Origin of the sequence: Curtobacterium sp. 'Ferrero' (assembly GCF_002412165.1) — a bacterium.
Taxonomy (GTDB): domain Bacteria; phylum Actinomycetota; class Actinomycetes; order Actinomycetales; family Microbacteriaceae; genus Curtobacterium.
In genome coordinates this window covers 1-11,996 of sequence record NZ_NXIA01000038.1, presented here as the reverse complement: position 1 = coordinate 11,996, position 11,996 = coordinate 1, and the positions used below count along the sequence as shown (strand labels likewise).

The 11,996-nt window shown below is 70.3% G+C and carries 8 protein-coding genes and 2 pseudogenes; 1 reads left to right on the top strand and 9 read right to left on the bottom strand.

What is annotated here, in order from left to right; genetic code table 11:
• The 9 genes and pseudogenes from Csp2054_RS17295 to Csp2054_RS17255 form a co-directional block, all read right to left on the bottom strand.
• Nucleotides 1–227 (bottom strand): annotated as a pseudogene (locus Csp2054_RS17295) (hypothetical protein); the annotation flags it as partial.
• Complete coding sequence (locus tag Csp2054_RS17290; protein ID WP_096900795.1) at nt 224–1,696, bottom strand: rhamnulokinase; 1,473 nt, start codon at nt 1,694–1,696, stop codon at nt 224–226. The pseudogene Csp2054_RS17295 and the gene Csp2054_RS17290, both read right to left, overlap by 4 nt.
• On the bottom strand, nt 1,693–3,795 hold the full coding sequence (locus tag Csp2054_RS17285; RefSeq protein ID WP_096900794.1) for a bifunctional aldolase/short-chain dehydrogenase: 2,103 nt from the start codon (nt 3,793–3,795) through the stop codon (nt 1,693–1,695). Before Csp2054_RS17285 ends, Csp2054_RS17290 begins: the two co-directional genes overlap by 4 nt.
• 35 nt (nt 3,796–3,830) lie before the next feature.
• Nucleotides 3,831–5,003: an L-rhamnose isomerase gene (gene rhaI, locus Csp2054_RS17280; protein WP_096900793.1), complete on the bottom strand. Its 1,173-nt coding sequence runs from the start codon at nt 5,001–5,003 to the stop codon at nt 3,831–3,833.
• Nucleotides 5,004–5,110: 107 nt separating this feature from the next.
• A complete protein-coding gene (locus Csp2054_RS17275) occupies nt 5,111–7,396 on the bottom strand; it encodes an alpha-L-rhamnosidase (protein ID WP_096900792.1) in 2,286 nt (761 codons plus the stop codon).
• 2 nt (nt 7,397–7,398) lie between these two features.
• Nucleotides 7,399–8,280 carry a carbohydrate ABC transporter permease gene (locus Csp2054_RS17270; RefSeq protein ID WP_255252804.1) on the bottom strand — a complete coding sequence of 294 codons (882 nt, stop codon included), beginning with the start codon at nt 8,278–8,280 and terminating at the stop codon, nt 7,399–7,401.
• The gene (locus tag Csp2054_RS17265) at nt 8,277–9,209 is read right to left on the bottom strand and encodes a carbohydrate ABC transporter permease (protein ID WP_411897166.1); all 933 of its coding nucleotides are present in this window, start codon (nt 9,207–9,209) and stop codon (nt 8,277–8,279) included. Before Csp2054_RS17265 ends, Csp2054_RS17270 begins: the two co-directional genes overlap by 4 nt.
• Before the next feature lie 5 nt (nt 9,210–9,214).
• On the bottom strand, nt 9,215–10,531 hold the full coding sequence (locus Csp2054_RS17260; RefSeq protein WP_096900791.1) for an ABC transporter substrate-binding protein: 1,317 nt from the start codon (nt 10,529–10,531) through the stop codon (nt 9,215–9,217).
• Between the two features lie 132 nt (nt 10,532–10,663).
• A complete protein-coding gene (locus Csp2054_RS17255; protein WP_096900790.1) occupies nt 10,664–11,674 on the bottom strand; it encodes a LacI family DNA-binding transcriptional regulator in 1,011 nt (336 codons plus the stop codon).
• A gap of 95 nt (nt 11,675–11,769) precedes the next feature.
• On the opposite strand from Csp2054_RS17255, the pseudogene Csp2054_RS17250 reads away from it, so the two are divergent.
• Nucleotides 11,770–11,996 (top strand): annotated as a pseudogene (locus Csp2054_RS17250) (alpha-hydroxy-acid oxidizing enzyme); the annotation flags it as partial.

Below are 11,996 nucleotides of genomic sequence, written 5' to 3'. Positions count from 1 at the left end.
GTCCGCCGCGCCGCGATCGCCCGCAGGTCCCAGATCGTCAACGCCGACTCCAACCGCTGCCGCCGACCCGGCAACGACGGCTTCTTGAACTGCATCAACGGCGCCAGATCCCGCACACGCGGCACCTGCCGCTGCACGCGGAGCCGGGCACCCGACACCGGTCCCGGGGACGGCGCCGGAGCGCCCGTGGCCGGGTCGACCCGGTGCTGATCGTCGGTCGTGGTCATGCGTGACTCCTGACGGTGGTGGGGAACGACCGGGCGTCGGAGCCCGGGGCAGGGGTGTACCGGACCGGTTCGACGGTCCTGGCGACGAGGTCGCGGAGGGCTTCGAGCGAGGCGCCGCGGAGGCCCGCGATCCCGAGGGCGCGCGCCTGCACGAGGACGTTGCCGAGCGCCGTCGCCTCGACCGGCCCGGCGAGCACCGGCAGCCCGGTGCGGTCGGCGGTGAGCTGGCAGAGCAGCCGGTTCTGCGACCCGCCGCCGACGACGTGCACCACGCGGATGTCCTTGCCGGAGACCTCGGCGATCGTGCGCAGCGTCTCCGCGTACGCCACCGCGAGCGACTCGAGGATCGAGCGGACCACCTGGGCGCGCGAGGCGGGGGCGGCGAGGCCGCGCTCGGTGCACCACGCCGCGATCCGGGCCGGGACGTCGCCCGGTGCCGTGAACACGTCGTCTGCCACGTCGAACACGGGCACGGGCGTGGTGACGGCGGCTGCGGACGCGAGGAGCGCCTCCAGGTCGACGGCGTCGCCGTCCCGCTCCCAGGTGCGGACGCTCTCCGAGAGCAGCCACAGTCCGGACACGTTCTTGAGGAAGCGCACCCGGCCGTCCACGCCGCCCTCGTTCGTGCAGTTCGCGCGCCGGGCGGCGTCCGACAGGACCGGGCCGTCCAGTTCGACGCCCACGAGCGACCAGGTCCCGGAGGAGATGTACGCGAAGTCCGACGTGGTGGCGGGGACCGCCACCACCGCGGAGGCGGTGTCGTGTGACCCGACCAGGGTGACGGGCGCCTGCCCGCCGACGGCGTCGGCGACCGTCGGCAGGAGCGGGCCGAGTCGGTCTCCCGGGTCGCGCAGCGTGGGCAGCAGCCCGCTCGGGAGGCCCGCGGCGGCCCGCAACGCCGGGTCCCACGTCCGCGTGCTCGCGTTGAGCAGCCCCGTCGTGGACGCGTTCGTGCGCTCGGCCGCCTCGACCCCGGTCAGCCAGTACCCGAGGAGGTCCGGGACGAGGAGCGCGCGCTCGGCGAGCGGGAGCGTCGGGTCGGCGGCGAACTGGTGCACGGTGGTGAACGGCAGGTGCTGCAGCCCGTTCCGTGCGTAGAGCTCGTGCGCGGGCATGCGGCCCCGCACCGCCGCGGCGCCGCGCTCGTGCCGCTCGTCGCGGTAGTGCGCGGGCAGGCCGAGCAGTCGTCCCCCGCGCAGCAGCCCGTAGTCGACCGCCCAGGTGTCGATGCCGATGCTCGCGAGGGCGCGGTGCCGACCGAACGCCGTGCGCAGCCCCGTGATCACCTGGCGGTACAGCTCGACGACGTCCCAGTGCAGCACCTCGCGGTCGTCCTCGTGCAGCGCGACCGGACCGTTCGGGAACCGCCCGACCGGCTCGAGCCGGACGGCGTCGGCCGCCACGTGCCCGACGATGACCCGTCCGCTGGTGGCCCCGAGGTCGACGGCGGCGACGCTGCCCGTGCTCATCGGAGGAACGCGGCGGCGACCCCCGCGTCGACCGGGACGTGCAGGCCGGTCGTGTGGGAGAAGTCGTCCGTGCAGAGGGCGGCCACCGCGTTCGCGACGTTCTCCGGGACGACCTCCCGCTTGAGGATCGTCCGCTGCGCGTAGAACTTGCCGAGGTCCTGCTCGTCGATGCCGTAGGTCTTCGCGCGGTTGGCACCCCAGCCGCTGGCGAAGATGCCCGAGCCGCGGACGACGCCGTCGGGGTTGATGCCGTTGACCCGGACGCCGTGCTCGCCGAGCTCGGCCGCGAGCAGCCGCACCTGGTGCGCCTGGTCGGCCTTGGTGGCGGAGTAGGCGATGTTGTTCGGTCCGGCGAACACCGAGTTCTTGCTCGAGATGTAGACGATGTCGCCGCCGAGTCCCTGCTCGATGAGGACCTTCGCCGCCGCCTTGGAGACGAGGAACGACCCCTTCGCCATGACGTCGTGCTGCAGGTCCCAGTCCTGCTCGGTCGTGTCGAGCAGCGACTTCGACAGCGACAGGCCTGCGTTGTTGACGACCAGGTCGAGGCCGCCGAAGTGCAGCAGCGTCTCCTGGACGGCGCGCTCGATGTCGGACGCGCTCGTCACGTTCGCGCCGACGCCGATCGCGACGTCGGGTCCGCCGATCTCGGCGGCGGCGGCCTCGGCCTTGAGCACGTCGAGGTCGGCGATGACGACCGCGGCACCCTCGGCGGCCAGGCGCGTCGCGATGGCCTTGCCGATCCCGCTCGCCGCACCGGTGACGAGGGCGATGCGCGTGGCGAGCTTCTTCGGCGCGGGCATGCGCTGCAGCTTCGCCTCCTCGAGCGCCCAGTACTCGATGCGGAACTTCTCGGCCTCGTCGATCGGCGCGTAGCTGCTCAGCGCCTCGGCGCCGCGCATGACGTTGATGGCGTTGACGTAGAACTCGCCGGCGACCCGCGCGGTCTGCGCGTCCTTGCCGTAGGAGAACATCCCGACGCCCGGCACGAGCACGATGAGCGGATCGGCACCGCGGATCGCCGGGCTGTCCGGGGTCGCGTGCCGGTCGTAGTAGGCCTGGTATTCGGCCCGGTACGCCTCGTGGAGTTCGCGCAGGCGTGCGATCTGCTCCTCGACGCTCGCGGTCGCGGGCAGGTCGAGGACGAGCGGCTTCACCTTGGTGCGGAGGAAGTGGTCCGGGCAGCTGGTGCCGAGTGCCGCGAGTTCCTCGGCGCGCTCGCTGGCCAGGAAGTCGAGCACGACGTCGCTGTCCGTGAAGCTGCCGACGACGGGCCGGTCGTGCCCGGCGATGCCGCGGATGGTCGGTGCGAGCGCGGCGGCCCGCTCCCGCCGCTCGTGGGTCGGGAGTGCTGCGAAGCCGGGACGGACGGCGCCGAACGGCCGGTCCTTCCCGTGCTCGCGGATGTACGCCTCCGCGGTGTCGATGATCCAGCGCGAGTTCGCCTCGGCCTCGTCGGACGTGTCGCCCCACGCGGTGATGCCGTGCCCGCCGAGGATCGTGCCGATCGCCTCGGGGTGCTGCTCCTTGATCGCGGCGATGTCGAGTCCGAGCTGGAACCCCGGTCGGCGCCAGGGCACCCACACGACCCGGTCGCCGAACACCCGCTCGGTCAGGGCCGGGCCGTCCGCAGCGGTCGCGATCGCGATGCCGGCGTCCGGGTGGAGGTGGTCCACGTGCGCCGCGTCGACGAGGGCGTGCATGGCGGTGTCGATCGACGGCGCCGCCCCGCCCTTGCCGAAGAGCGTGTGGTCGAACGCCGCGACCATCTCGTCCTCGCGGTCCACCCCGGGGTAGACGTTCCGCAACGCGCGGACCCGGTCGACCCGCAGGACGGCCAGGCCCGAGGGCGTCAGGGTGCCGAGGTCGCCGCCGGACCCCTTCACCCACAGCAGCTCGACCGGTTCGCCCGTCACCGGGTCGGTGTCGGTGCCCTTCGCGGACGTGTTGCCGCCCGCGTAGTTCGTGATCCGCGGGTCGGAGCCGAGCGCGTTCGAGCGCGCGATGAGCGCGCTGACGGTCGCGTCGGCCGTCGTGGGGTTCGCGGTCGTGGCGTGCGTTGCGGGGTCCACCCGTGCCTCCAGGCTGGTGTCGGTCATGGTCTGTCGCGTTCCTTCGTGGTCACGGGTGCCGGTCAGGCACCCCAGCCGGCCTGCACGCCGCCGACGCGCTCGTCGGCGATCTGCCGCTGGTACCCGGACTCCAGGTACGCGCGCATCGGGTCCGCGGGCAGGCCCCGGGACTCGCGCCAGGCGGCGAGGTCCTGCCGGACATCGGTCTGGAACGCGTCCATGAAGACCGCGTTCGCGGCGAGCACGTCGTGCGCCTCCTGCGCGGCGGTGAGCGCGACGCGGTCGAGCAGGAGCGCGCGGGCGGTCATCTCCTGCACGTTGAGGACCGACCGGATCTGGCCGGGGATCTTGTCCTCGACGTTGTGGCACTGGTCGAGCATGAAGGCGACGTCCGGGTTGTCGTAGCCGCCTCCACGGATGACCTCGACGAGGATCCGGAACAGCTGGAACGGGTCGGCCGCACCCACGATCAGGTCGTCGTCGGCGTAGAAGCGCGAGTTGAAGTCGAAGCTGCCGAGCTTGCCGAGCCGGAGCAGCTGCATGACGATGAACTCGATGTTCGTGCCCGGGGCGTGGTGCCCGGTGTCCAGGCAGACCATCGCCTTCGGACCGAGCGCCGCGGTCTGCACGTAGCTCGTGCCCCAGTCCGGGACGTCCGTGTGGTAGAACGACGGCTCGAAGAACTTGTACTCGAGCACGAGCCGCTGGTCGGCGCCGAGTCGGTCGTAGATCGTCGAGAGCGAGTCGTGCAGGCGGTCCTGCCGGGATCGCATGTCCTCCTGGCCGGGGTAGTTCGACCCCTCGGCCAGCCAGATCTTCAGGTCGCGCGAGCCCGTCTCGTGCATCACGTCGATGCACTGCAGGTGGTGGTCGATCGCCTTCTGCCGGATCGTCTCGTCGACGTGGGTGAGCGCGCCGAACTTGTAGTCGTCGTCCTGGAAGGTGTTCGAGTTGATCGTCCCGAGCCGGACGCCGTGCTCCTCGGCATGGCGCTTGAGGTCCCCGAAGTCGTCGACGAGGTCCCACGGGATGTGGAGGGCGACCGCCGGGGCGAGACCGGTGTACCGGTGCACCTGGGCGGCGTCGGCGATCTTCTCGTAGGGGTCGCGCGGGGTTCCGGGCGTCGAGAACACCTTGAACCGGGTGCCGGAGTTGCCGAACGCCCAGCTCGGGAGCTCGATCTGCTGCGTCGCCAGTTGGTCGGCGATCCCGGCGAAGCTCGGGGTGGATGCCATGGTGTCACTTCCTTGTGTCGTGAATCGTTTCAGCAGTCGATCGGGCGGCTGCGGAACGGAGCGGTGGGGGTCGTGGCGCAGGCACTGCCTCGCCTGCGCCACGACCGTCAGCGGGCTGCGGCCACGCTCGGGGAGCGGATCAGGTGCTCCCCCGCGCCGACCTGGCGTTCCGTCCCGTCGGGGAGGCGGACCGTCGCCGTCACCGCTTCCGGGACCTCGAGTCGGATGCACAGCTCATCCCCGTCGAGGTCCCACCGCACGGCGGCCCGGCCGTGCGGTGTCTCGAGGTCGGTCTCCGCCCACGTCAGCCCCCCACCGGGCTGCGGGGCGACGAGGACCTCGTCGTACCCGGGCGTCAGCGGGGCCAGCCCGCCGACCGTCCGGTGCATCCAGTCCGCCACGGCTCCGAGCGCGTAGTGGTTGAACGACGTCATCTCACCCGGGTTGATCGTGCCGTCCGGGAGCATCGAGTCCCACCGTTCCCACACGGTCGTCGCACCCATCGTCACCGGGTACAGCCAGGACGGGCACTCGGTCTGCAGCAGGAGCCGGTAGGCGTCCTCCACGTACCCGGTCCGCGTCAGCGCGTCCGTGATGAACGGCGTGCCGGCGAACCCGGTGGAGATCCGGTGTCCGGACGCCGCCACCAGCTCGGCGAGCCGGTCGCCGGCCTGCCGCTCCTGGTCGGCGTCGAGGATGCCGAACACGATCGCCAGCGTGTAGACGGTGGTGCAGTCGCTGCGGATGCGTCCATCCGTCACGTAGTGGGTCCGGAACGCGTCCTGGAGGCGCGTGGCGAGTCCACGGAACTCGCTCGCCTCGGCCGCGTGGCCGAGCAGGTCCGCGACGTCGGCGACGATCGTCGCGGAACGGAACGCACAGGCCGTCGCGACGACCCCGGTGTCGGCCTTCGCCGCCGCCGGGTCCTCCGGCGGCGCGTCCGGGTCGAGCCAGTCGGCGAACTGGAACACGGTGTCCCAGAGCCCCTCCGGGGAGAGCAGCGACGTGACGCGACGCAGGTGCGCCACCATCGAGTCGAACTGCTCGGCGAGCACCGTCGTGTCGCCGTACGCCTGGTACAGCGCCCACGGCACCCAGACGGCGGCGTCCGACCAGATCGCTGTCGACTCCTGCGGCCCGATGCCGTCGAGCGGCGGCTGGAACTTCAGCACGTCGGGCACCACGAACGGGACGATGCCGTCCTGGTGCTGCTGCTCGAGCCAGACGTCGCGGAGCCAGTCGGCGAGGAAGTCCCGCGTGTCGAAGAGGAACGACGCGGTCGGTGCGAAGGCGGCGATGTCCCCGGTCCACCCCAGCCGCTCGTCGCGCTGCGGGCAGTCGGTGGGGACGCTGACGAAGTTGCCCTGCATGCCGCGGACGACGTTGTCGTGGAAGGTGTTGAGCAGCTCGTGGCTCGACCGGAAGTGTCCGGTGCGGCGGAGGTCCGAACCGATCCGGACCGCCGTGAGCGCCGCGCGGAGCTCGTCGTCGGACCCTGTCCACCCGCGGACCTCGGCGTACCGGAACCCGTGGAACGTGAACCGCGGTTCGAAGACGTCGGCGCCACCGCTCAGGGTGTACCGGTCCGTGGCCCGTGCCGACCGCAGCGGCCGCACCCCGAGCTCGTCGTGCTCGAGGACCTCGGCGTGCCGCAGCTCGACCGTGGTGCCGGCGGTGCCGGTGGTCACCAGCCGGACCCAGCCGACCAGGTTGACGCCGAAGTCGACGATGGTGCGGCCGCTCGGGGAGGTCCAGACGGCCACCGGGGCGATCTCGTCCAGGGGCCGGACCGGCGGGGTCTGCGAGGGGACGACGCGTGCGGCGTCGACCGCGACGGTCCGTGTCGCGACGGCGCCGTCCACCGGCCCCGGGTGTGCCCAGGTCGTGCCGAGCCGCGCGTCGATGTCCTGGCCGTCGTACAGGTCGTCGGCCGTCGTGCTCGTCGGACCGGCCTGCCAGGTGTCGTCGGTGTGGATCGTACGGACCGTGCCGTCGGCGAACCGGAGCTCGAGTTCGGCCGAACCGGCGCGCTCACTGCCGTAGTACGCGCCCTCGCCGCTCCAGGTGAGGCGGCCGAGTGCCCACCCGGCACCGAGGTGCAGCGCGAGCACCACCGGATCGCCGTCACGGACGGCGCGCAGCCGTTCGGTGACGTCGTGCTCGACGGAGCGGACCCGCCACTCGTAGCTCGTCCAGCCCGGCGCGAGGAGCTCGTCGGACACCGGTGCTCCGGCGAGCCACGGTTCGACCACACCGACCGCCGTGACGCGGAGCCGGGCGGACTCGAGCGGGCCGTGGGTCGTGTCGACGCGGAACTCGGTCCGGACGAACGGTGCTCCGCGGACCTCCGACGCCGGTGTGATGAAGGGGGCGGTCCAGGTCGTGTCGCCCATGGTCAGCCCTTCACGGCGCCGCTGGTCATGCCCGCGACGATCTGTCGGTTGAAGAAGATGTAGAGGATGAGCGGCGGGATCGTGATGAGGAGCACGTCGGTGAAGAGCAGGTTGAGCTGGCTCGCCGACTGGGTCTGGAACGAGTAGAGCGTCTGCTGCACGGTCTGGTTGTCCGAGCCCGGCAGGAAGTAGAGCGGGTTCGCGAAGTCGTTGAACACCGACACCGACTGGACGAGCACCACCGTGATGATCACGGGCTTGAGCAGGGGCAGCACGACGGTGAAGAACAGCCGGAGCGGACCGGCGCCGTCGATGACCGCGGCCTCGTCGAGCTCCTTCGGGATGGTCGCGACGAACGCCCGGAACAGCAGGATGCAGAACGAGAGCCCGAAGGTCGCCTCGATGAGGATCATGCCGGTCATCGTCTTGAAGAGCTGGAGCCCCTGGAGCACCCAGATGGTCGGGACGATCGCGGGCGGCACGATGAGCCCGGCGAGCACGAAGAAGTTGACGACCTTGTTCCACGGGCTCGGACGCCGCTGCAGGACGTAGCCGACCATCGCGGCGAAGACGACCATGATGATCACGCTGCCCACGGTGAGGACCGCGCTGTTGATGAAGGAGCGGAGCAGGCCCGTGGTGCCGGTCTGGAAGACCGCCTCGATGTTCTGCCACAGCTGCCACTCGGTGGGGAACGAGAACTGCAGCTGGTTCGCCTCGGCGGGTGACTTCGTCGCCTGCAGGAGCACGAACGCGAAGGGGACGAGGAACACGACGAACGACACGACGATCGAGATGATCCCGACGACCCAGCGTTGCACCGTCGCTCGGCGGACTCGTCGCTCCGGCGCTCGGCCGGTCACGAGGGTCTGGGTGGCACTCACAGGTCCGCCTCCTTGCGGTTGAGCAGCCAGGAGACGGGGACCATGATCGCCGTGACGACGATGAAGAGGACCACGTTCCCGGCGGTCGACAGGCCGTAGAAGCCGGCCTGGTACTGCTTGTAGATCACGCTCGCGATGACGTCGCTCGTGAAGCCCGGACCACCGCCCGTCGTGGCCCAGATGAGGTCGAAGGACCGCAGACCACCGATGAGCGACAGGACGATGACCGTCCCCATCGCGGGACGCGACAGCGGGAGGGTGATGTTCCGGAAGATCGACCACGAGTTGGCGCCGTCCATGCGGGCCGCCTCGAAGTACTCCTGCGGGATCGCGACGATCCCCGCGATGAAGATCAGGGTGGCGATGCCGACACCCTTCCAGACGTCCACCGCCGCGATGCTCCACAGGGCGAGGTTCGGGTCGGTGAACCACCCCGGGGTGGGGAGCCCGACCGCACCCAGGGCGCCGTTGACGATGCCGTGGAAGGGGTCGAGCAGCGCCTTGAAGGTGATGCCGACGCCGATGGTGGACACCAGCACCGGGAAGAAGACGACCGCCCGGAGGTAGCCCCGCCCGAGCACGGGGCTCGTGAGGAGCAGGGCGAGGGCGAGTCCGAGGACCACCTTCGCCGCGCTCGTCACGAACCCGTACTCGAACGTGTGGAGGAACCCGCTCGAGAGCTGCGGGTCGTGGAAGAACCGGACGAAGTTGTCGAAACCGATGAAGGTCTGGTCGAACAGCGTCCAGCGGGTCAGGGAGAAGTAGAACCCGGCGAAGGTCGGGACCGCGAAGAACACGACGTAGAGCGCGATCGCCGGGATGAGGAACCACGCCGGGTAGAAGGAGCGCAGCTTGCGGGTGGCTCGTCGTCCGACCGTGGACTCGGTCGAACCGGCGGGCGGGTTCGCTGTCGTGAGCGTCGCGGTCACCGTCCTCACCAGCCCTTGATGCCGAGCTGCTGGGCCTGCTGCACGACGTCCTGGTCGTACTGCTTCGCCCCGTCCTTGGCGCTCGTGATGCCCGAGCCGACCTCGATCGCGATCTTCTCGAGGTTCGGTCCCTTGATGGGCGAGAGGAACTCGAGGGCCGGCGAGGCCTTGCCGTCCTTGATGTACTGCTGGACGTCGGTGACGGCGGTCGGCACCGAGGAGGGCAGCTTGCACGTGCTGATCGAGTACGGGCCGGAGACGCTCATCGTGTCGGCCTGGACCTTGCAGCCCTCGGTCGAGTTGGCGAACGCGACGAACTTCTTGGCCGCGTCGAGCTTCGCGCCCGTGGTCGACTTGGGGATGTAGAGACCGTTCGACTCCCACACCGTGAGGTTGGTGTCGCTGGCCTTCTCAGCCGGCATCGCGAAGATGCCGATGTCGTTGATGGCCGACGGGGCGTCCTGCTGGATCGTCGCGAGCGCCACGGTCAGCATCGGGTACTGCGCGGCGGTGCCGTCGGTGAGGGCCTTGAGCCCGTTCGCCTGCGTCGCCGAGGCGAAGTCCTGGTTGAGGAGTCCGTCCTTCTTCAGCTCCGCCAGGTGCTGCCAGCCGGCGAAGGCGGGCTGCTCGGTGTACGACTCCTTGTGCTTCGTGTACCGGCTGGCCCAGTCGGACTGCTGCGCGGTGATGTTCGCGAAGTCGGCAAGGATCGTCAGCTGGCTCGTCCAGGTGTCACCGTAGGTCTGCTCGACGGGAGTGATGCCGGCGGCCTTGATCTTCTGGCTGTTGCTGATGAACTCGTCCCACGTGGTCGGGACGCTCAGGCCGAGCTTCTCGTAGACCTTCTTGTTGTACATGATGCCGCCGGCGTAGGTGGACCCGTACGGCGCACCGTAGGTCCCCTTGTCGGTGCTGACGACGCTCTTGAACTGGCTGTCGAGGTCCTTCACCCAGCTCTGGTCCGAGAGGTCCACGAGCGTGTTGTCCGGGTTGAGCGCCTTGAGGAGCGAACCGGAGTTGTAGGCGAAGACGTCCGACATCTCACCGGTCGACAGCCGGGTCTTGACCAGGTTGTCCGCGTCGGCACCGGCCGGCGCCTCGTTGATCTTGACGGTGATCTTCGGGTTCTGCTTCTCGAAGGCCGAGATCATCGCCTTGGCGGTCGCCACGGATGCGGTGTCGCTGCCGGTCTGGAACGAGATGGTGGTGGTGCCGTTCGCGGTGTCAGCGGAACCTCCGCTGGAACATGCCGAGAGCGAGCCGAGCAGGACTGCGGCGCCTGCGACCGCGATGAGCTTCGCGGTCGTTGAACGGTGGAGCATCCTTACCTCCTTGTAAGGCCGGACGAGCCGGGGATCGGGTGCGTTCGATGGAACGTTTAAACGAATCAAAGCAGGCGGATTGAATCGTGTCAACACCGATGACGTCGTGTGTCTCGCCGGGCTCGTGGAGGGTCAGCCGCTGACGGTCGACTGCCGCACGACGAGCTCCGGGAGGAACTGCAGCTGCGACGCTCCGGGGTGGTCGGCACCGACCTGCGCGACGAGGGTGTCGATCGACCGGTACCCGATCTCGTACGCCGGCTGCCGGACGGACGTCAGTGGCACGACGGCCGACTGCGCGAAGGCGATGTCGTCGTAGCCGACCAGTGCGATGTCGTCCGGGACCCGGACCGTGCCCTGCATGAGGAACGCCTGCTCGAGCCCGAGCGCGAGCAGGTCGTTCGCCGCGAACACGGCGTCCGGACGGTCGGCCGGCGGACGTTCCGTGAGCAGCGCACCGATCCGGCGTCCCTCGACGACCGTCAGCGCATCCGCCTCCACGACCTCGACGGCACGATCGGCGCCCCGCTCCCCCACCACCTGCCGCAGCCCCTCCAGGCGGTCGCGGACCTGCGGGATCGTCGACGGACCGCCGACGAACAGGATCCGGCGACGTCCGATGTCCAGGAGGTGTGCGCCGGCGAGGCGACCACCCGAGACGTCGTCCACGGAGACCGAGGACAGCGCGCCCTCCGTCGGACGCTGGTCGACCAGGACCACCGCCGTCCCCTGGTCGACGAGGGGTTCGAGCGCGCTGAGGTCGTCGCTCGCCGGCGAGATCAGGAGACCGGCGACGCGCCGCTCGCTGAAGAGGTCGACGTAGGTCCGCTCCCGGACCACGGAGTGGTTCGAGTTGCCGAGGATGACCGCGAGCCCCCGTTCGAGCGCCGCGTCCTCGGCACCGCGGGCGAGGTCGGCGAAGAACGGGTTGCCGACGTCGAGGACGATCAGCCCGACGGTCGCACTGCGCCCTGCGCGCAACTGCCGTGCACTGTCGTTGCGCACGTAGCCGAGCTCGCTGATCGCCCGGTGCACCCGCTCGGCCGTCGCCTCCGCGACCTTCTCCGGTCGGTTGATGACGTTCGAGACGGTGGCGATCGAGACGCCGGCGAGGGCCGCCACCTCGCGGACGCTCACTGTCATCTGGACATGATGGCAGGTGCGGACCCCGAGGACGTCGGTGACACGGCATCGAATCGGAGGCTTGTCCGCACGAGGACCAGACGTAGGATGTCTGCATGACCAGCACGGACGACCCGCACCGCGTCGACCCCGCGACCGGGGCACCGGCTGCGAGCCCGGGCACAGCGGGGGCGCGGAGGAGGCGGATCGAGCGACACCTGCCGCGTGTGCGGGATCTGGCGCCGTTGCTGCAGTTCAAGAAGCCGTCGTTGCCGGGTCGGCGGCAGCGGTTGGAGTCGGCGTTGACGATCTGGGACCTGCGGGCGATCGCGGCGCGGCGGAC